Consider the following 22,598-nt stretch of genomic DNA (forward strand, 5'->3'; position numbering starts at 1 on the left):
TAAATTAATAAAAAGAGGTGAAGTATTATGACTATTTACGACATAGAAGTACAAAAACCAAATGGAGATGCTTATAAATTAGATGCTTATAAAAACAAAGTGATGTTAATTGTAAACACGGCTAGTGAATGTGGATTTACACCACAATTTGAAGGGCTACAAGCATTATATGATAAGTATAAAGATCAAGATTTCATCATTTTAGGATTCCCTTGTAATCAATTTGGTGGCCAAGAACCTGGTACAGGTGAGGAAGCTACTCAAAACTGTAAAATCAATTACGGTGTTTCTTTCCCAATGCATGAAAAAATTGATGTTAAAGGTGAACAACAACATCCTCTATTTAAATTTTTAACTGAAGCTCAAAATGGATTTTTCAATGAAAAAATAAAATGGAATTTCACTAAATTTTTAGTGGATAAAAATGGCGATGTGGTTCAACGTTTTTCACCACAGAAAAAACCAAGTCAATTGGAATCAGAAATTGAAGCATTACTATAACTGAAAATACAATTTCATATATGATATTAAAAAGCATTATCGTATCCTTACTTAAACACGGCAATGCTTTTTTTATACAAAAAACCAAGGTTGAAACATTTATTTGTTCCAACCTCGGTTTTACTTAAGTATTTTTCATAATTTTTAAATGTAAATTACCTTTCTTCAGTTGTGGCTGCTTCGTCAATAGTGAAGGTACTTATGGCGTGCTTATAAATAAGGTGTTGTTTTCCTTGAGATAATAAACATACGATGTATTTATCGTAATCTTCAATCGTACCTTTCATTTGAAAACCATTCACTAAAAATACAATTATTTTTGTTTGATCAGCCTTAAATTGTCCTAGGAATTTGTCTTGGATGTTTTCTGTTGTATTCATTTTATGTTCTCCTTTTCTGTATTTGGACTGAAACTTCATCTAACATTAGTGAAAGTGACATTTTCTCTCTATCTAACCACAAGACGTCTAATTTGTTCTTAAACCAAGTCATTTGTCGTTTAGCATAATTTCTAGAATGTTGCTTTAATTTATTAGTTGCCTCATCTAGACTGATTTGTCCGTTAATAACGGGTACAATCTCTTTATAGCCAATGGCTTGCATACTTTGACTTGTTTCATAACCATTTTCAACGAGCTGTTTCACTTCACTTAATAATCCACGTTCCAACATTATATCAACACGTGTATTAATTCTTTGATATAATATGTCACGCGACATTTCTATCCCTAATAATAATGTATCATAATTTTCTGTAAATTGTTGTACTTTCTTACGTGAACTCAAAAGTTTTTTTGTTTTTAAATAATATTGTATAGCACGTCTAACTCTTTTTCGATTATTGGGATGAATATCTTGCGCAGAAATTTCATCAAACGATGCCAAATACTGATGTAATTCATCATTTGATAGTTGATCAAGTTCCGCTAGCTGCGTTTCTACACTTTCGCTATGCGCTTCTGAAATAGTTTCATCTTCGAAGGCATAATCATAAATAAGTGATTGTATGTATAAACCTGTGCCACCTACAATGATTGGCACACGGCCTCTATGAGTAATTTCTTTGATTAATTTTTGTGCTCTGTTTTTGAATTCATAAGCCGAAAAAGGTTCATCGGGTTCTAATATGTCTATCATTTGATGTGGTATGCCAGACATCTCATCAAGTGTTATTTTTGCTGTGCCGATGTCCATATTTTTATAAACTTGCATTGAATCTCCACTGATAATTTCGCCGTTATATTTTTTGGCTAATTCAATACTAAATTCAGTCTTACCTACTGCAGTTGGTCCAACAAGAACAACTATAAAGGGCTTGTCATTTTCCACGTGTATCATCTCTCTTTATTTATTTGCTATTTACTTTTTCTTTTTTAAAATTTGTTTTTCTATCCATTCATACATATGATGCCATGTTTCAACATAGCCTTTTTCAAAAAGTACTTCATGTCTTTTATTTTTATACAGTTGTACTGTGATATGTTTAATACCTGCTTTTTTATATAATCTACCCAGTTTCCTAATCCCTTTACCATAGTCTCCTAGAGGATCATCTTTACCTGAAATTAACAATACAGGAAGATTGGCGTTCATTTGTTTTATATTTTTCATTCGACTTGTTGATACCATTTGTTTCATAACTTGATAAATCAACTGATTTGAGACTAAAAATCCTGTATATGGATCTTTTATAAATTGTTCTACTTCATTCGCATCACTAGAGAGCCAGTCACTTGTCGTTTTTTGGTTATTAATATTTTTATTAAACGATTTATACATTATTTTGTTTAACCAATCTAATCTACGATGTTTTCCTAACACCAATGTAATTATTTTTAGTAATGTACAAATGGAAATGCTCAAAAAGGTTGGGTATTGCGTTGTTCCGGTTAATATCATACCTTGAGCTACATCTGGATATCTTTGAGCGAATATACGTCCCACAATTGATCCCATTGAATGTCCTATAATAATATATGGGATATGTTGATAATGTGAACACACCGTTTCAGCAATTTCATATGCATCTTCCGCAACTTGAGACAGGTCATCAATTTGTCCACGTTCATCTTCATTTATATCTTTGCCATGGCCCCGATGATTATGTCGTAACACATCATAACCTTGTTGATTTAATGATTCCACAAGCTGATCATATCGATCCATATGCTCTGCCATTCCATGAAGTATATGCACGACACCGATAGTTGTTTTTTTAGCTTTATTCAATTTAACTTCTATCATTGTGCCATCTGCAACTGTAATTTTAAATTCATTTTTACTCATGTTATAGGCCTCCCATACTTTACGACTTATATTTTTGTATATTATACAATATACCTTCAAATGAGCATGTTATCAAATAGTACGCAATCAGCTCAGTATGTACAAACATTGTTTTAATAAAAGTATTTTCAAATTTTAATCATGCTTTAAATTACCATTTTTGGTTAAAAAAACAGCTGCCAACCTCGCAAAGTTAGCAGCTATTTCTATTTAAATTATATTATTGAAAAAGTACTTTAAATTATTCTTTTACTGCTGGTTGATGATTACCAGTTTGTGCTTCATCAATTGCAATTTGTAATTCTTTTGTATAAGCTTCTTTTTCAATATTTGTGTATCCTAATAAGCCAGCCATGACATCAATAACTTGTTCTTTATAATTTAAGACGTCATCAATTTTGAAGTATAGTTTACCTGTACGACGAATAAAGAAGTCTGTTGGACGATATACCATTTCGTTTTGGATTGAATAAACTAATTCAGTATAAATGTCTAAAGGCAAACCAGTTTCTTGATATTGTGCTGTTTGTGCAATCTTGAATAGTTCTTCAGCATTTGAACCGTATTTTGAAGCAAAGTGACGTGCAGTTGACTCATCAATTTGATAAGATTTTGCTTCTTCAACTTTTTGTTCAATAAACTTATCGAAGTTCGCACTACCACCAACATCTCCTCCTGAGATAGTTAAGTGTTTCGTCGCACATTTATCAAATTTAAGACCGAATTCTGATTTCAAGCGTTTAGATAGTAAATCCACAATTTCAAGTGCCATATGACGATAACCAGTTAATTTACCACCGGCAATTGTTAATAAACCAGATTTACCTTCCCATACTTCATCTTTACGTGAAATTTCAGATGGATCTTTACCTTCTTCTAAGATTAACGGTCTGACACCTGCCCATGAAGATTCAATATCTTCATCAGCTACATTTACATCTGGGAACATGTAATTAATAGCATCGATGAGATAGTCTCTATCTTCTTGGTTAGCTAATGGTGAAGTTTTATTGTTGTCATAGAACGTATCAGTCGTACCAACATATGCTTTACCTTCACGAGGAATAGCGAAAATCATACGTCCATCTTTTTCAGTATCGAAATAAACTGCTTGACCTAATGGGAATTTAGATTGATCAATAACAATGTGAACACCTTTTGTTAAACGTAATTGTTTATTGTTACGTGCATAGTCTCCACTGCGAACTTCATCTACCCATGGGCCACTTGCATTAATGACTTTTTTAGCTTTGATTGGATACGTTTCATTACTGATTTGATCTTCAACTTGTATACCGTTGACTTTTTCATTTGAATCATAAGTGAAATGTACTGATTTTGTATGATTAATAACTTTCGCACCTTTTTCTTCTGCACGTTTCATAACTTCAATAGTTAGACGCGCATCATCTGTACGATATTCAACATAAGAACCGCCACCTTTTAGACCAGCTTTTTTAACTAATGGTTCTTTTTCTAATGTTTCTTTAGCATTTAACATTGTTTTACGTTCAGCTTTCTTAACACCTGCTAATCTATCATACATTGCTAATCCAATAGAAGTAGTGAATTTGCCCATTGAACCGCCTTTATGCATTGGTAAAAGCATACGTTCTGGTGTAGTAACATGCGGTCCATTTTCATAAACAATCGCACGTTCACGACCAGTTTCAGCTACCACTCCAACTTGAAGTTGTTTTAAGTAACGTAACCCACCATGTACCAATTTCGTAGAACGTGAGCTTGTTCCTTGTGCAAAGTCTTGCATTTCAACAAGTGCAACTTTCATACCTCTTTCACTTGCATCTAAAGCAATACCAGCACCAGTGATACCTCCGCCAATGATAACGACATCAAATTCTTGATCTTTTAAATCTTTTTTTATTTGTTCTCTTTTCAACGTTGATAAACTCATAATAAACAAGCGCCTCCTAAAGTATTAAAAAAAGAGAGATTCATCCCATACATATATAATTGTACGAATTGAATCTCTCATTTCTCATCTCGATATTATTAACTTACCCGTATTGTAGCATATATAACAATATTAAGTCTAATTTTTTACTCATCTTCTAATTTAAATACTTGTGTTGCTTCTACAGCTTTCTTCCAACCTTTATATAATCTTTCTCTATCTTTTTCAATCATATCTGGTTGGAATTCTTTTTCTAAGTTCCAACGATTAGCAATTTCATCTTTACTATCCCAGAAACCTACAGCTAAACCTGCTAAGTACGCTGCACCTAATGCTGTTGTTTCATTAATTTCTGGACGCTCAACACCTAAGTTTAATAAATCAGCTTGGAATTGCATAATAAAATTATTTTTTACTGCGCCACCATCAACACGTAAATTATTTACTTTGATGCCAGAATCTTTTTCCATTGCTTCTAATACATCACGTGTTTGGTAACAAAGTGATTCCAATGTTGCACGGATGAAATGCTCTTTTTCTGTGCCGCGTGTTAATCCAAAGATTGCACCACGTGCATTTGCGTCCCAGTATGGTGTACCAAGACCTACAAATGCAGGCACGACATATACACCCTCTGTTGATTCAACACGTTCAGCATAATTTTCAGATTGTGGCGCTGAATTAATCATTCTTAATCCATCTCTTAGCCATTGAATTGCAGAACCTGAAACAAATATTGAACCTTCTAAAGCATAATTCACTTTACCGTCCAAACCATAAGCAATCGTAGTTAATAAACCACTCTTAGATGAAACAGCTTCTTCACCTGTATTCATCAACATGAATCCACCCGTACCGTAAGTATTTTTTACATCTCCACGGTCGAAACAAGCTTGTCCGAATAATGCTGCTTGTTGGTCGCCAGCAATACCTGAAATAGGTACTTCTTCACCAAAGAAATGGTAATCAATTGTGTGTGCATAAACTTCACTTGATGCTTTGACTTCAGGTAACATTGTATTAGGAATTTCTAAAATATCTAATAATTCTTGATCCCATTCTAAATCATAAATATTATAAATTAATGTACGACTTGCATTTGTATAATCTGTAATATGCGCTTGTCCACCTGATAATTTCCAAACAAGCCATGAATCAATCGTACCAAATAATAAATCACCGTTATCTGCTTTTTCTCTTGCACCTTCCACATTATCTAAAATCCATTTCACTTTTGTACCTGCAAAATAAGGATCTAAAAGCAAACCAGTTTTATTGCGGAATTTATCTTCAAGGCCTTGTTCTTTTAAGTCTTGACAAATACCTTGTGTTTGACGAGATTGCCATACAATTGCATGATATATAGGACGTGACGTATGTTTATCCCACACAACTGTTGTTTCACGTTGGTTTGTGATACCAATACTAGCAATTTGTTCTGCTCCTACATTGCTTTCATTTAATACTTCTGCCATAACAGCTAAAACAGATGTCCAAATTTCATTAGCATCATGTTCTACCCAACCAGATTTTGGAAAGAATTGTTTGAATTCACGTTGTGCGATGCCTTTAATTTTACCTTCTTTATCAAAAAGAATTGCTCTTGAACTTGTTGTTCCTTGGTCAATTGATAAAATATATTTTTCCATAATTAAAATCTCCCTCTTATCTCGTTTATCGTGGCTATATATATGTAACTCTTTTTTACACGTTATTATACACATTGCCATATATTCATTTTTACAAACATTAATCTAAATCAAAAATTGTTATAATATAAAGCCTGCTTATAGTTTAACTTATAAACAGGACTGTTTAAAACTTAATCAATATACAGATTCGATACCTTTTGCACTTTTAGCTTTATTTAACACTATACCAAGCGCAATAGTAACAATTAGTAATACAATCGCTACAACTGACATTGTATCAAACGCGCCTTTATAGAATAATCTATAAATGACTGCACCAATCATTCCTCCAGTAATTGGGCCTAAAACTGGCACAATCGCATAGCTCCAATTAGATTTCCCTTTCCCAGCAATTGGTAATATCGCATGTGCAATACGAGGTCCTAAATCACGCGCAGGATTAATGGCATAGCCAGTTGGTCCACCTAAACTTAAACCAATCGCTACAATTAAACCGCCAACGATTAATGGATTTAATCCATCAGCAATTTTATTCATCCCAATAAATAGTAATCCTAAAGTAAGTGTAGCAGTACCAATGATTTCACTTAAAAAGTTGGCAAAATAATTTTTAATTGCTGGTGCTGTAGAGAATACACCTAATTTTGCGCCTTGATCTTCTGTTTGTTTCCAATGTGCTAAATACATTAACCAAACTAAAACACCACCGAAAATACCGCCGAGCATTTGACAAACGATATAGCCTAGTACCATACTCCAACTTAACGCGCCGTCCATAGCAAACGCTAATGTAACTGCGGGATTTAAATGCGCTCCGGAAATATTTCCAACCGCATATGCACCCATTGAAACTGCAAGCCCCCAACCTAATGCAATAACAATCCAATCTGCACCGTTACCGGCACTTTTTTTCAAATTGACGTTGGCACAAACGCCACCCCCAAATAATACTAGTATTGCTGTTCCCAAAAATTCAGCAAAATACACACTCATAGAGACTCCTCCTAAAAAAAGATAGAGAGATTCCTACAATTATAGCCAGTTGCGAACCACCGGTTTAATTACTGTAGAAATCTCCCATCTCTGTTCTATTTATTAACTTGTATTCATCTTACACCAATTTTGTAAGCGTTGTCAATCTTTTTGTAAAAATCTTGTCACAATTCAAGTGATATTGACAGCATTTTCCTTGATTTTAAATTGTTTTTTATTACAATCTATTTTTGCTTGTAAACCATACGGTAGCATGTGCTTAGGCTCATTATGACCAAAAGACATGTTGTATAATACTGGTATATTCGTGTAATTGTATTGTTTCAATACATCTAATATTTTTTCTTTATAAGCTGTGTAATACACATTATCAAATGGTTTACCTATAATCATTCCATTGCACTGTTTTAATGCATCTTGTTGAATTAATTGGACCAACATCGCTTCAAATGCTTGAGGATCTGGTGTATCTTCAGATGTTTCTAAAAATATAATAGCATCTTCAAAATCTGTCTTATTTGGAAATAAGTCCGTGTTTATTAAACTAGTCAATGTTTCCAAATTCCCACCAATTAAGTGTCCTTGTTGAATACCATATCCTTGAATCAACTCATAACCTTGTTGTTGTATCGTTTGTCTAGCAATCATTTTATTTTCTATATGCCACGCTAATCCAAATGGTCTAATATACTTTGCTGGAAGAATCTCACCTATTATATTAGTATTAAACCAAAATTTCTCTATATCTCGAACCGTATAATCGTCCATAGCAATATTTTCTGCAAAATCTGTCAGTAATGCAGGCCCATAAAAACTGACAACACCCATTTTATAAAACATCATATGAACCGTGGTTGAATCAGAATAGCCCGAAAAAATTTTTGGGTGCTCCCGTAGTGCTTCTAGATTCACAAATGGCAATATTTTAATAGCATCATCACCACCAATACAGCTGATAATACCCTTTATTGTGGGATCTTTAACGGCATTATTAAAATCTTCAGCCCGCGCTTCGGGATGTTGGCTAATATAAGTTCTTCCTTTTAAAGCATTTGGCATTACCTTCACATTTAAACCAAATACATATTTCAATCGATTAATACCTTGATACGTACGCCATAACATGTCAGTTTCACCAGCTAGTCCTGATGATAAAGAAACAATTGCTACCGTATCGCCACGCTTTAATTGTTTTGGTTTAATCATCAAATCACCCCTTAACACAATCTAATAAAATTCCACTAATCATAACATATATATTGAATCCTTTAACAATATCAGAAAAAAAGGCTAGCGCTAACAGAGTATCGCTAATATCTTTGTCAAATAGCAATATTATCTCTGTGTTTGGCTAGCCTAGCTTTTATCTTAAATTTGGTTTAAATAGAATTGATATTTTTCTTCATGATGGTTACCATAAATGGCGATCACTTGTCGTTATATATTTAGCACCATTTTTAACTGCGATATCAACTTCTTCTACCGTATTGATTAATCCACCTGCAATTACAGACGTGTTCGTTTCCTCGTTGATAATTTGTATTGCTTTAGTTGCAACTCCCGGTAATACTTCAACATAGTCTGGTTCTACACGTTTGATTAATTCAATACTTCTACGTAATGCATGACTATCTAATACAAAAACACGGAACACAGTCGTCGTATTCAATGCTTTGGCTTTGTTGATCACTTTAGTCTTAGTAGAGACAATACCTTTAGGATGATAATTTTGAATAATATATTCACAGGCAAATTCATCGTGACTCATGCCCTTAATTAAATCAATATGCATATATGTTTCAATGTGATGCTTATTTAATAAATCCATTATACTTTTAATATGACCAATATGTGTATCGAGCAATACGCATTCTTTATAATCTGTTTGCGTCATTTTTTCTAAATCTTTCATTGATCTAATTGCTGGTAAAATATATGGTTTCATCCACTTACCTCCTAGATAGTTCTTTTGAACAATCTTTCTAATTCGTAGTTTGAGAAATTAATAATAATTGGTCTACCATGTGGACAAGTAAAAGGATCTTCAGTTTCTCTCAATTGGTTGACTAGATCTGCCATTTCATTATTTTTTAAATAGTGATTTGCTTTAATTGATTTTTTGCAACTCATCATTATGGCAGCGTCTTCTCGAATTTTTTTTACATTTACTTTCTTATGCTCTAAAACATATTCAATCATATCTTTTATAATTTCTTCTGCTTCAGCTGTGGGAAACCAAACCGGATAACTATCTACAATATAGTCATTACCCCCAAATGGTTCGAGATGAACGCCTACTTTATCTAACTCTTCTTTGTGCTGATTAATAATCATTAATTCATCAGTTGAAAAGTGGAAAGTTAACGGAATTAACAAATTTTGAATTTCATTCGTCACTTCACCAATTTTCTCTCTAAAATATTCATATTTGATACGTTCTTGTGCCGCATGTTGATCAATCATATACATACCATTTTCATTTTGAGCGATAATGTATGTGCCATGAACTTGTCCGACCACTTCCATATAAGGCACACGACGTGAAGGGTCTTTACTGACACTTCCTTTAATATCAGAATCTGAGTGATTGCTTATATCTGAATCAAAATCAGCTTCATTTATAAATTCAGATTGATTTTCATTTTCTAAATCATATAAAACAGATTTTTGCGTTTGGGTATAGTCATCATCACTATTAGGCGATGTAGAAACTGATGTGTTGTTTTCCTCTTTCAGTATATAATCTGTAGGTTCGTAATGAGTTTGACTGGAATGATATGCTTTGTCGTCATTCTTTTCATCTTCCTCATGGCTATTTACAGGTTGTGAATGATTCTCTTGTTGTTGTTTCTTTTCAAAATCTAATTTCTGTTGCTCAAATTGATCCAACACTTTATTCTTTTTGGTAATTTTATCCATATCATTTTGCGGAATTAAAATACGATCTTTAAAAGCTTCACGTATTTTTTCAACTATTAAATTAAATAATTGATCCTCTTTGGACAGTCTTACTTCTAATTTAGTCGGATGAACGTTGACATCAACTAGAATTGGATCCATCTCAATATTGATATAGCATATTGGGTAACGACCTATCATGAGCAAGGTGTGATAACCTTCTAAAATGGCTTTATTTAACAAGAAATTTTTAATATATCTCCCATTGATAAAAATCGATATATAATGTTTGTTACTACGTGAATGTTCTGGTTTTGCAACAAAACCTTCTAAATGGTAATCGCTCGTGTCACCAGAAATATGCACTAAATCTTTTGCCACTTTCATACCATAAATTTCTGACATTACTTCATTTGTACGGCCCGAACCATTTGTTTTCATAATCGTTTTGCCATCTGATATTAATGAAATACGAATATCTGGATGACTCATTGCCATACGATTAACAATATCTGTAATTTTGCCTAATTCCGTATACAAACTCTTAATATATTTCAAACGCGCTGGCGTATTATAGAATAACGATTCTACTAAGATATCTGTACCACGTTTCGCTTTAGCAGGTTTTTGATCTAATATTTCACCATTTTCCACATAGATCTGTTGTCCTTCTTCATTATCTGTACATGTACTTAATGTAACCTTTGCTACTGAAGAGATACTTGCTAAAGCTTCACCTCGGAAACCGAGTGTACGTATATGGAATAAGTCATCATCTGCATCCAATTTACTCGTAGCATGTCTGTGGAAGACGAGGCCTAAATCGTCTATGTGGATACCTGTGCCATTATCCACAACTCGTATAGATGCTACGCCGGATTGTTCAACTTCTATATTGATTTCAGTCGCTTGGGCATCAATCGCATTTTCTAACAATTCCTTCACTACTGATCCAGGTCGTTCTACAACTTCGCCAGCAGCAATTTTATTCGCTAAGGATGTCTGTAGTTCTTTAATTTTACCCATATGACTTCACCTCTATTTCAATTGTTTTTGTAATTCACTTAGTTTTACTAATGCTTCAATTGGCGTCATATTTGATAAATTTAATGTTTTAATTTCATTTTCTATTTCACTTTGTTTTGCAGGCGAATCAAATAAATCAAAGGCAGCTTGCTCAAATTGTCCATCACTTTTTGCATGTTGTGTTGCAGCTGACTGTTCATTATCAACATAATACGTAGCTTTTATTTCTGTCACTTCATCACTTGAAGCATTTAGATTTTTATCAGTAGGAATATCAACATGATTCATGGTATTCTTATTGTTTGTTTGATTATTCGATTGTTCAAATGCATCCAATATCACTTGCACTCGATTAATCACTTCCACTGGTAAATGCGCTAATTTAGCTACTTGTATACCATAACTATCATCTACGGCGCCATCTTTAACTTTGTGTAAGAAAATCAATTCACCATTGTATTCATTTGCAGCAACATGCACATTTTTCAAACATGCCAATGATTGATCTAGCGTAGTTAATTCATGATAATGTGTTGAGAATAAAGTCTTAGCATGCGACGTATGTGCGACATATTCAATCATTGCTTGAGCTAAAGCCAAACCATCGTATGTCGATGTACCTCTACCGATTTCATCAAATATGATTAAACTGTGTTCTGTAGCATGTGCAAGTGCTTTTTGAGCTTCTAACATTTCTACCATGAAAGTACTTTTCCCAGAAACTAAATCATCCGCTGCACCTATTCTAGTGAAAATCTGGTCAAACACAGGTAATATTGCCGATTCACATGGTACATAAGCACCCATTTGAGCCATGATACTAATAATTGCGACTTGTCTCATATATGTTGATTTACCCGACATATTAGGGCCAGTAATTAAATATATAAACGTTTCCTTATCTAATTCACAATCGTTAGGCACATAATCATTATGATCCATAACCCGTTCTACAACTGGGTGTCGTGAATTAACAAGTTCTAATGTCTTATCTTCACTAAAAGTCGGGCGAGCATAATTATATTTTTGAGCTATTTCAGCAAAACTCTGCAGGCAATCCAGTTCAGAGATTACTTTTGCTTGTTTTTGTAATCTTTCCGTATATGCTTTAATTTGTTCTCTAAGTTGCACAAACAATTGATATTCTAATTCAATAGCTTTATCTTCTGCACCTAGAATGATATCTTCTTTCTCTTTTAATTCATCGGTAATGAAACGTTCTGCATTTGAAAGTGTTTGCTTTCTATGATATCCAAATTCAGTGGGATCAAACCCTTGTAAATTAGCTCTAGTAATTTCTATGAAATAACCAAAAACCTTATTAAAACTAATTTTTAATGACTTAATTCCAGTTCGTTGTCTTTCTTTTGTTTGTAATTCTGCTAACCAATTTTTTCCATTTTTTGAAGCTTCTAAATAGCTATCAAGCGTTTCATTAAATCCAGTTTTAAATAAACCGCCTTCTTTAACTGAAATGGGTGGTTCTTCTTTTAAACTTTCTTCTAATAAATTAAGCAAATCATCTAGTGGTTCTAACGCCTCAAACTGTGCTGTCATTTGTTCATCAAAAGCTTGTAAGAGATTTTTTATATTGGGTATTTCTGAAATAGAATGTTTTAGCTGAATTAAATCACGTGCGTTAACATTGCCGTAACTCACACGACCAACTAGACGTTCAATATCATACACTTGATTTAAATAGCCTCTCAATGTATCTCTCTCAATAAAATGATTGATAAATTGATCTACTGTATCAAGACGTGATTCAATTTGCTTTTTTTGAATAAGCGGTCTATCGATCCATTGTTTTAAACGTCTGGCACCCATAGGTGTTTTCGTTTCATCCATTAGCCAAAGTAACGTTCCTTTTTTTGATTTTAAACGTATACTTTCTGTTAATTCAAGATTACGTTTTGCGTAAAAGTCCATTTTCATAAAGTCTACTGCTTCATATGTAATCACAGATTCAATATGAGAAAGATCTCTTTTTTGCGTATGATAAACATAATCTAATAATAATTGTGTTACGTGATATAAATGGCTATCATTCGTTGTATTAACATCATATTTTACATCAGAAATATCTGGAAGCACCGTGATAGTCTCTGTCGTTAGACTAATTTGTCGTTTTAGCGATTCACCAATGGCTTCTTTAACAACAATCTCATTTGGATTTATTGTCGTAATTTCATTAATTAAAGTTGCTTCATCTTCAAAATGAGTTACTTTTAATTCACCTGTTGAAACATCACAATAACTCAATGCATACATTGATGCACTTTGAATAAAACTCAGAATATAATTGTTTTGTTTTTCATCTACACCGCCTTGATCCATTACTGTACCAGGCGTGACAATACGAACAACTTCACGTCGAACCATGCCTTTAGTTTGTCTAGGGTCTTCCATTTGTTCACAAATGGCTACTTTATAACCGTTACTTATTAATGTCTCAATGTAGCCATCAGCTGAATGATATGGCACACCACACATTGGAATCGGGTCTTCTTTTTTTGCATCACGTTTTGTCAAAGTAATTTCTAGTACTCTCGATGCTACTTTAGCATCTTCAAAAAACATTTCATAGAAGTCACCCAATCTAAAAAACAATAGGCAATCTTGATATTGTGATTTTATTTTTAAATATTGCTGCATCATTGGGGTTTGGTTTGTCATAAATATATTTCACAATCCTTTTATTTTTCTTATTTTCACTTAGTTCATTGATTTAGTCATAGAAAGTAAGTTTTGTCTTTTTGCATCTCATCCTACATTGATTATAAGAGATGTACTTACATCTAATATCATTTTACTATCTCGTTATATTGTTTGAAATTTGTTTTAATAACCACACGATTTTCAGCTTTTCTAGCTAATTTAACTCTTAAATTTTAACATAAGTTTTCAATTTACGCCTGTTTATTAAATTTAAACATTTCTCATCATATTAAAAATTCAATGGGAGCGGGACAGAAATCAAATTTTCTAATAGAGATTTCATAATCCAACTCCCATATATAACAAAAGAGATTAAGACACTTTATTTTATCTTTAAGTAATAAATGACCTTAACGATTACAAGTTAACTTCATAAATTTACTTATTGATTAAAATAATATGTCTCAATCTCATAATAATAGTGTTTTATAAGTAGCGTTTTAAAATGCCTTTTCGCTTCAATATCATTAAAATGATATAACTAATAATTGCCCCAATTACACTTGAAACAATAAAAGCGAGCATTAATGGTTTAATTGCAAGATTTGAAAAACCAAGGACCCAAGCAAGTGGTATACACATGATGCTACCGATAATTCCAGTGCCAATCACTTCTCCCACAGCTGCCATAAATAGGTGCTTTCTATAATAATAAAAACCACTAGCGAGTAATACACCAATCATACTACCTGGAAAGGCAAAGAAACTACCGGTACCAAAAATCATGCGCAAGATTGATGAAATGAAAGCTTGAGCAAGTCCAAACCAAGGACCTACAAATACAGCGCAAAGTACGTTAATTAAATGCTGCATAGGTGCTGCTTTTATAGGACCTAGTGGAATCACAATTATACTGCTTAACACAACATTTATAGCAATAAAAATTGCTGTTAATGTTAACTTTTTAGTCTTCATAGTGTTCAAACCCTTTCCATAAGTGCAATAAAAAATTGCTTATTCTTGGTGTTTATTTAATCTATCGGACATTGTGTGAATCATCATTTGTAATAAATCATTGGCTTCTGCTTGTGATTCTCTAAATTCTTCTACAATTGGCAGTATATTGATATCTTCTTCGATGTCTTGAATCTTTTCTTCCGAGGCCTGTAACGCATGTGTTTTACCGTAATTTTGCAAATTGACCGATTGCTTTTGATTTTTCTTTAATTCTTTCATTCGTTGTTCTAAATTTTCATTATGATGAATTTGTGATTCTACTTTAAGATATTCTTTGACAGTATCTAGAGATTTAATACGTTCACTCAAACGTTCTGCTTCAGCTAAAATATCATCTTTTTCATACATTATTGTGTCACCACCGTTTTATCATTCACACTGATAAACGTACCATTAAGTGAAAATTGTTTAGCTTCGTCAATATATACATTAACTATTTTTCCAATCATTGATTTAGGAGCTTTAAAATTCACTAATTTATTTTTTGAGGTATAACCAGATAAGACCGTATCATCTTTTTTACTTACACCTTCACATAATACTTGAACTGTTTGTCCTTCATATTGTTGCATTGCACGTTCAGAATAACACGCAACTTTTTTATTTAATTGCTGTAATCTATCTTTTTTTACATCCAATGGCACATTATCATTCATCTTAGCTGCAGGGGTGCCATCTCTTTGTGAGTATATATACGTATATGCGTGTTCAAACTCAACTTCGTCGTATAATGTTAAAGTTTCCTCAAACTGTTCATCTGTTTCATTTGGATAACCAACTATAATATCAGTTGTAAGTGCAACATTAGGAATATGTGTCTTAATTCTGTTAACGAGATCTAAATAACTTTCACGTGTATATTTACGTCCCATAATCTTAAGCACTGCATTATTACCAGATTGTACAGGAAGATGGACATGTGGCACAATATTTCCACCATTTGCAATGACTTCAATCATTCTGTCTGTGAAATCCCATGGATGACTCGTCGTAAATCTTACTCTCGGAATATCAATTTTTGAAATGTCTTCTAATAAATCTCCTAAACCATATGCTAAGCCATCAATATCTTTACCATAAGCATTAACATTTTGACCTAATAATGTGATTTCCTTATAGCCTTGGCGCGCTAAATCACGGACTTCATCTATGATATCTTCTGGTCGTCTGCTTCGCTCTTTACCTCTAGTAAAAGGCACTATACAGTATGTACAGAATTTGTCACAACCGTACATAATATTAACCCACGCTTTGATATTACCTTCTCTTACTTTAGGAAGATTTTCAATGACGTCTCCTTCTTTAGACCATACTTCAACAACCATTGCTTTTGAAAGATAAGCTTCTTCCAAAATTTCAGGTAAACGATGAATATTATGTGTTCCAAATATCATATCAACATTTTGATAAGATTTTAATATTTTATTGACCACAGACTCTTCCTGTGACATACAACCACATACACCGATGACCGTTTCAGGTTTTTCTTTTTTCAAATGTTTTAAATTACCTATTTCACTAAATACTTTATTCTCAGCGTTTTCTCGAATCGCACATGTATTAATTAATATAACATCTGCATGATTAATATCTTCCGTTGGTGTATAACCCAATGCTCCAAGTATGCCTGCCATGACTTCTGTATCATGCGCATTCATTTGACAACCATATGTTTTAATCAAAAATGTTTTGCCTTGTCCCATGTTTCGGTACTTTTCATCTATTTGAAAATCGTCATTATAATTAACTTCCTCTTTACCACGTTTTCGTGCTTCTTTTAAACTCGGGGGCTGATACACGTGTTCAAAATACTTGCTATAATCTTTAGTCTTTTTATCACGTTCTGCTAAGATATCAATAGAAGTACTTTTTCTTTGTTCTTCATTCACTCTACAAAATCCTTTCTATATCATAAAAACTAAGAACAAGTAATTCAAAAGATTTCGCATCATTTTGTTTAACAACATCGTAGTTCTAAGTTCTATAACTTTATCCATAATCATTATTACATTATATTAAATTTGAACACAAAGTGCAAAAAGACTTGTAAATAATTAAAGTCAACTTTTTTTGCAGTTAACCTTTATAAACAACTTTCATCATTCAATAAATGTGGCCGCGCTCAAAAATATAATCAAAAGTAGCCATGTCAGTATGAAATCAATGACTTTCAGCAATTAAAGTTTATAGATTAAGCAATACGAAGAAAATAAATTGAGAAGCTCTAGCTTGGGCTTACAAGTGCCTTTTCACTTGCATAAGAACCACTATCTCAATAAACTGAGAAGCTCTGGCTTGGGTTTACAAGTGCCTTTTCACTTGCATAAGAACCACTATCTCAATAAATTGAGAAGTATCAGCTTTGGTTTACAAGTGCCTTTGCACTTGCATAAGAACCACTATCTCAATAAATTGAGAAGTGGTTCTAAAAAAAAGTTTATTTATAAAATAAATCTGGCGCATACATAAATCTATATTTGAACTTTTTAAAGTTCATCATACTTCCCAGTCAGTGTCTCAATCGTTATCCCCTCAGGTACATGATAAAATTTAACCTGACTTATAATACTAGGAATTTCTAGTTCAACCATGCGATCATTTAATTTTTGAATTAATATTAAACATTCATTCATTTCACCTTGTACTGTTGTTTCTAATGGACCTACTCGGTACGTTAAACCTGCGTCATCTATTACTTTAATCGCTTCATCAACATATGGAATTACGTCTTCTCCGTTAGCAGTTTTAGGAATAATCTGAATACTCATTAATGTATCATTCATACTACGTCAACCCCTTAATTACTTTATTTACTTTATATTTTAGCAAATTAAACATAATACGCACAGTTATTCGCGTGTTACTTTATTCAAAAACAAAATGAAAACTAATGTACAACAATGCAATTATCATTTCATCATGTGTACTCATGATGTACAGCTTTATAATCATCCAATATCTAAATTACTCGTACAAAAAAACTAAAGAACCTCAATTATTTATATGAGATCCTTTAGCTTTTTTTGTTTCAAACTGCCTATGAGCGCTTGCTCCGCTTCAATCATTAACTTATTAATTGGACAACTATCACCATGATTAAAACTATCTTCAAACAAGCTTTGTTTACCATCAATTGTTGTAATCACTTCATAGATTGTTACATCTTGCCAATTTAAACTTAATTGGTATCCACCTTTAGCACCGCTACTCGCTGAAATAACACCAACTTTAACTAATCTTGTTAAAATTTTTGACAAGTAAGTTGTAGAAATACCTAATGCTTTAGCAAGATCTTGTACCGGAATTCGTTGAACATCACCATTATTTTTGATCATAAATAATAACGCGTGTAACGCATAATTGGTCGCTTTAGAATATTTCATTTATCATCATCTTCCTACTATAGACATCTTGAATCTATAATAGCTTAAGTGTCCATTATTTACAAGCGTTACTGCACCTTTTGTATCGCTTGAACGATTGCAATTGTAAAGTTATCCATAAACTGACTCCAATTACTTTGGTCTTCTCGGCTATGTTTATTATATTTTTGATTTTTAAAGCACAATTTTCTTAATCCCGAAGTTAATTCTAGCTGTACACCTTCACCTGTGCACACGATGATAATATTATCATCGTGTGCACCAGACATATGTTTAGGCGCTTGATCTACTTTAATATCTAATTGCTCAAATTGTTCTTTTAATGCACGAATCAAACTTTCATCTTTGCCGCCCATATATACAATGCTATCATCACCCACGCAGCCATGAATTGCTACTGCTTGCGTCTTATTTTTGACCATTTCCATCATATCCGGTTGGTCTTAATGACGAGAAGTTACGTGTAACGCTTCATTTCCTTTTGATTTTGTTCCTTTAAAAGTAAAATAATCAAAATCACCCTTTTGTGCTGTTAAATCAGCAATTTCCGTTGTACCAGGTTCAATCGCTCCACCATGAATCGCCTAAATAATAACTTGGCTATCTAAGTCGCGACGAACCACTGACCAATCACTATTTTCAGTCGTATATTCAGCCAATTCAGTCATTGATTTATATTTATCTGCCATAAATAAACTCCCTTCATAGTTTCTATTCAACCTATTCCCTAACTTAAGCACTATTATCTTAAGATTTTGTAAAGTCGTACTTAATCATTTAATATTTTTAAAGCATTGGCAATTGCAGTGGAAAATGAAAACATTAACTGCGACCAATTCTCTCGATTCTCTCTATCATGTAAATTATATTTATTATTTTTAAAACATTGTTTCCTTAATGCCACAGTTAGTTCTAATTGTACACCTGCGTCACGTTTACCCTTATTTACAAAATTCTCTGTTTGCATTCCAGCTATATGTGCTGGAGCCGGTTTGACCACTATACCTATTTTTTGTAATTGTTGTGTGATTTCATAGGATAATTCTAAATCTTTACCTCCAATATAAACTGCTACATCATTACCCATACAACCATGTAACGATACTACAACTTCATGTGTCGGTACTAATTCATTAAGTATGGGCTCATCAAAATGCTTTGATGTAACATGAAGTTCATGATTTTTATTTTTCCTGATTCCTTTAAATGTATAAAAACTATAACCACCAATTTCACTAATTAATTGTGCAATTTCTGATGTGCCACGTTCAATCGCACCACCATGAACAGCTGTTATTAAACTTTTTGCAACTCGCTCGTTATATAAAATTTGCCAATCTTTATGTTCTTCAGTGTGATCAATCAGTTCTGACATTGACATAAATTGATCTATCATAATGAATGTCCTCTCTATCGTGTAATGAAAATATGTACTACAAATCATGCTTAATCAAACATATAAAAAAACTGTCACATGCTCAATACGACAATCAATGCGTGCATGATTATTTCGTTAATAATGTGACAGTTCATTAGCTTATTTAGTTAAAAATATTTTATACAAATTGTTTCGTTAATGCCTCAAATTGTTCTTCATCAATATGAATGTCTTGTTTAGCTAAAGGTGTACCGTTCATTTCTTCAATTTGTGATTCATATGAAGGTGTTTCAGTATCTTGATAAACAATACCTTTTATTAATGAATTATATTCTAACACTTTTTGAGTGGCTTTTTGCTTATCTTTAATATCAAAATCTTCAATATCATCGATATTTGTTAAATTTTCTTTAAACCAATCATACGTATTCACTTTGTTATATGTTACACATGGAGAAAATACATTCACAAATGAGAAGCCATCATGATTAATTGCGTCCTCAATCATTTTTGTTAGTCCTTTAATGTCACTTGAAAAACCTTGCGCTACAAAGGTTGCACCTGATGAAAGTGCTAACTCTAAAGGTGCTACATTTTGTTCAATATTTCCTTTTGGTGTAGATTTAGTAATAAATCCTTGAGCTGAAGAAGGTGACGTTTGACCTTTAGTTAAGCCATAAATTTGATTATCCATAACAATGTAAGTCATATTCATATTTCTACGTAATGCATGAATCGTATGACCCATACCAATGGCATAACCATCTCCATCACCACCAGAAGCAATAACCGTTAAATCTTTATTAGCCATTTTTACACCTTGTGCCAATGGTAATGAACGGCCATGTATACCATGAACGCCATATGAATTTACGTATCCTGATAAACGTCCAGAACAACCAATCCCCGTAATAATCGCTACTTCTTCCGGTTCTAAACCAACATTGGCTGCTGCCTTTTGAATGGCTGCTTGTACTGAAAAATCTCCGCAACCAGGACACCAGTTAGGTTTTACATTATTTCTAAAATCTTTAAATGTCGCCATTTATACCAACTCCTTTATTTCTTTAGCTATCTCAAGTCCATTAGCTTCAATTTCATGTGGTAAAAATGGTGTGCCATCGTATTTCGTTTGATTTACTAATTTATCACCTAAATTTACGTTCATTTTTAATATATTGGCAAGTTGACCTTGATAATTATGTTCAACTACAACGACTTTTGAAGCTTTGTCGACTTCTTTTTGAATCGTTTCACTAGGGAATGGATGCAATTGTCTAATTTGTATGTGGTTAACCTTAATATTTTGTGATTCTAATCTTGATTTACCCTCTTGAATTGCACCTTTAGTTGAAATAAATCCTAAATATAGTATGTCTGCTGTTTCATGTTGTACATCAGCTTCTACTGGATTTTGTATTAATAGGTTTTCTGTTTTACGCATACGTTTATCCATTTGCTGTTGTCTATTATCTGCAGCTTCACTCGTTTTTCCTTCTTCATTATGTTCAACACCTGTAACATGATGAATGCCGCCTTTTACCCCAGGAATAGGTCTTGGGGAAACACCACTTTCTGTTAATGCATAACGTTTAAAGTAAGTTTTGTCATTTTCTTCACGTTCTATATCGGATTGGATCATGTCACCACGATTGATTTCTATTTTATTATAGTCTAATTGTTCAACCGTTTGTTTACCTAATGAAAGTTGTAAATCACTTAATACTATGACTGGACATTGATATTGTTCAGCCAAATTAAAAGCTTCCATAGTTAAATAAAATGCATCTTCTGCATCAGTAGGCGCGACTACAATTTTAGGAATATCACCATGTGTACCGTAAATCATTTGCATTAAGTCTGATTGCTCTTGTTTCGTTGGCAATCCTGTTGAAGGGCCACCACGCTGTGTATTTATAACTACAAAAGGCGTTTCTGTCATACCTGATAAACCAATCGCTTCCATCATTAGCGATAGTCCTGGTCCCGCACTAGCAGTAAATGCACGTACACCTGCATAGTTTGAACCGATTGCCATGTTTGCTGCAGCAATCTCATCTTCAGTTTGTACAACTGTTCCGCCCACTTTTGGAAGATTTTCAATCATATATTCCATAATTTCTGAAGCTGGTGTTATTGGATAAGCCGCCATAAATCTTGATCCTGCTGATAACGCACCTAAACCAATGGCATCGTTACCAATCATATATAGATGTGGCTTTCCATCCGTTTTATCTAAGATAAAATCAGCATCAACGTTATTTAACTGTTCATTCATTAAACGATAACCTTCATTTAACGCCTCTATATTCAATTCTACAACCTTGTCACCTTTTTTAGTAAACATGTTTGTAATTAATGTTTCAAAATCTGAAATATCGAGGTCCATAACAGCACAAGTGGCACCAATCGCTACCATATTTTTCATCAATGCAGTACCTAATTCTTTAGCAGTTGCAGTAAATGGTAGGTCTATCAATTGAGCACGACAGTTGTCTGGTTTCTCTGGCTTTGCTTTACTATCTGCAATAATTACGCTGTCTTCACGCATTTCATGATGGTTTAATTCGATTGTTTCTTGATCAAATGCAATTAAGATATCTAAATCATCACTAATTGCATGCACTGGTGTCGTGGATACGCGTATTTTATTATTCGTGTGTCCGCCCATGATTCTACTTGAAAAATGACGATATCCATATAAGTAGTATCCTTTACGGTTCATAGCAGTAGCAAAGATTTCCCCAGTAGATTCAATACCTTCGCCTTGTTGACCGCCCACTTTCCATGATACTTGTGATTTCATATCATCTTGCCTCCTAGTGGTTATAATAATTCATTGTTCATCATACCAAAATAAACCACCCTATTACTATGTACAGAGTGGTACT

19 protein-coding genes and 1 pseudogene are annotated in these 22,598 nt (G+C 33.1%); 1 reads left to right on the forward strand and 19 read right to left on the reverse strand.

Annotation, left to right across the window (positions count from 1 at the left end; all coding sequences use genetic code 11):
* Nucleotides 1-24 precede the first annotated feature (24 nt).
* Nucleotides 25-501 (forward strand): glutathione peroxidase, encoded by a 477-nt coding sequence (locus SSP_RS07380; RefSeq protein ID WP_370445200.1) that lies wholly within the window; start codon nucleotides 25-27, stop codon nucleotides 499-501.
* A gap of 155 nt (nucleotides 502-656) precedes the next feature.
* Here the strand turns inward: SSP_RS07380 and hfq are convergent, their stop codons facing one another.
* The 19 genes and pseudogenes from hfq to SSP_RS07480 all read right to left on the reverse strand — a co-directional run bounded on the left by hfq (nucleotide 657) and on the right by SSP_RS07480 (nucleotide 22,513).
* Complete coding sequence (gene hfq, locus SSP_RS07385; protein ID WP_011303224.1) at nucleotides 657-881, reverse strand: RNA chaperone Hfq; 225 nt, start codon at nucleotides 879-881, stop codon at nucleotides 657-659.
* Nucleotide 882: 1 nt separating this feature from the next.
* On the reverse strand, nucleotides 883-1,839 hold the full coding sequence (gene miaA, locus SSP_RS07390; protein ID WP_041784813.1) for a tRNA (adenosine(37)-N6)-dimethylallyltransferase MiaA: 957 nt from the start codon (nucleotides 1,837-1,839) through the stop codon (nucleotides 883-885).
* Nucleotides 1,840-1,860: 21 nt separating this feature from the next.
* Complete coding sequence (locus tag SSP_RS07395) at nucleotides 1,861-2,787, reverse strand: alpha/beta hydrolase (RefSeq protein ID WP_011303226.1); 927 nt, start codon at nucleotides 2,785-2,787, stop codon at nucleotides 1,861-1,863.
* 241 nt (nucleotides 2,788-3,028) lie between these two features.
* On the reverse strand, nucleotides 3,029-4,702 hold the full coding sequence (locus SSP_RS07400) for a glycerol-3-phosphate dehydrogenase/oxidase (protein WP_011303227.1): 1,674 nt from the start codon (nucleotides 4,700-4,702) through the stop codon (nucleotides 3,029-3,031).
* 146 nt (nucleotides 4,703-4,848) lie between these two features.
* Nucleotides 4,849-6,351, reverse strand: a complete 1,503-nt coding sequence (gene glpK, locus SSP_RS07405; RefSeq protein WP_011303228.1) for a glycerol kinase GlpK — start codon at nucleotides 6,349-6,351, stop codon at nucleotides 4,849-4,851.
* 177 nt (nucleotides 6,352-6,528) lie between these two features.
* A complete protein-coding gene (locus tag SSP_RS07415) occupies nucleotides 6,529-7,347 on the reverse strand; it encodes an MIP/aquaporin family protein (RefSeq protein ID WP_011303229.1) in 819 nt (272 codons plus the stop codon).
* A 171-nt stretch (nucleotides 7,348-7,518) separates the two neighbouring features.
* Nucleotides 7,519-8,553 (reverse strand): S66 family peptidase, encoded by a 1,035-nt coding sequence (locus SSP_RS07420; RefSeq protein WP_011303230.1) that lies wholly within the window; start codon nucleotides 8,551-8,553, stop codon nucleotides 7,519-7,521.
* A gap of 205 nt (nucleotides 8,554-8,758) precedes the next feature.
* A complete protein-coding gene (locus SSP_RS07425; protein ID WP_002483421.1) occupies nucleotides 8,759-9,292 on the reverse strand; it encodes a glycerol-3-phosphate responsive antiterminator in 534 nt (177 codons plus the stop codon).
* 11 nt (nucleotides 9,293-9,303) lie between these two features.
* Complete coding sequence (gene mutL / locus SSP_RS07430; protein ID WP_011303231.1) at nucleotides 9,304-11,271, reverse strand: DNA mismatch repair endonuclease MutL; 1,968 nt, start codon at nucleotides 11,269-11,271, stop codon at nucleotides 9,304-9,306.
* A gap of 12 nt (nucleotides 11,272-11,283) precedes the next feature.
* Nucleotides 11,284-13,947 (reverse strand): DNA mismatch repair protein MutS, encoded by a 2,664-nt coding sequence (mutS, locus tag SSP_RS07435; RefSeq protein WP_011303232.1) that lies wholly within the window; start codon nucleotides 13,945-13,947, stop codon nucleotides 11,284-11,286.
* A 468-nt stretch (nucleotides 13,948-14,415) separates the two neighbouring features.
* Nucleotides 14,416-14,904, reverse strand: a complete 489-nt coding sequence (thiW, locus tag SSP_RS07440; protein ID WP_002483424.1) for an energy coupling factor transporter S component ThiW — start codon at nucleotides 14,902-14,904, stop codon at nucleotides 14,416-14,418.
* 39 nt (nucleotides 14,905-14,943) lie between these two features.
* A complete protein-coding gene (locus SSP_RS07445) occupies nucleotides 14,944-15,294 on the reverse strand; it encodes a RicAFT regulatory complex protein RicA family protein (protein ID WP_011303233.1) in 351 nt (116 codons plus the stop codon).
* Nucleotides 15,294-16,835: a tRNA (N6-isopentenyl adenosine(37)-C2)-methylthiotransferase MiaB gene (gene miaB, locus SSP_RS07450; RefSeq protein WP_011303234.1), complete on the reverse strand. Its 1,542-nt coding sequence runs from the start codon at nucleotides 16,833-16,835 to the stop codon at nucleotides 15,294-15,296. The genes SSP_RS07445 and miaB overlap by 1 nt, the downstream gene beginning before the upstream one ends.
* 597 nt (nucleotides 16,836-17,432) lie before the next feature.
* Nucleotides 17,433-17,729: a thiamine-binding protein gene (locus tag SSP_RS07455; RefSeq protein ID WP_002483427.1), complete on the reverse strand. Its 297-nt coding sequence runs from the start codon at nucleotides 17,727-17,729 to the stop codon at nucleotides 17,433-17,435.
* Between the two features lie 216 nt (nucleotides 17,730-17,945).
* Complete coding sequence (locus SSP_RS07460) at nucleotides 17,946-18,329, reverse strand: RrF2 family transcriptional regulator (RefSeq protein WP_011303236.1); 384 nt, start codon at nucleotides 18,327-18,329, stop codon at nucleotides 17,946-17,948.
* 68 nt (nucleotides 18,330-18,397) lie between these two features.
* A pseudogene (locus SSP_RS07465) lies at nucleotides 18,398-18,910 on the reverse strand (poly-gamma-glutamate hydrolase family protein).
* 188 nt (nucleotides 18,911-19,098) lie between these two features.
* On the reverse strand, nucleotides 19,099-19,725 hold the full coding sequence (locus SSP_RS07470; protein WP_011303239.1) for a poly-gamma-glutamate hydrolase family protein: 627 nt from the start codon (nucleotides 19,723-19,725) through the stop codon (nucleotides 19,099-19,101).
* Nucleotides 19,726-19,885: 160 nt separating this feature from the next.
* Nucleotides 19,886-20,752, reverse strand: a complete 867-nt coding sequence (locus SSP_RS07475) for a 2-oxoacid:ferredoxin oxidoreductase subunit beta (RefSeq protein WP_002483431.1) — start codon at nucleotides 20,750-20,752, stop codon at nucleotides 19,886-19,888.
* On the reverse strand, nucleotides 20,753-22,513 hold the full coding sequence (locus SSP_RS07480; protein ID WP_011303240.1) for a 2-oxoacid:acceptor oxidoreductase subunit alpha: 1,761 nt from the start codon (nucleotides 22,511-22,513) through the stop codon (nucleotides 20,753-20,755). It lies immediately after the preceding gene.
* Between the last annotated feature and the right edge of the window lie 85 nt (nucleotides 22,514-22,598).

It is taken from the genome of Staphylococcus saprophyticus subsp. saprophyticus ATCC 15305 = NCTC 7292, assembly GCF_000010125.1.
Lineage (GTDB): Bacteria > Bacillota > Bacilli > Staphylococcales > Staphylococcaceae > Staphylococcus > Staphylococcus saprophyticus.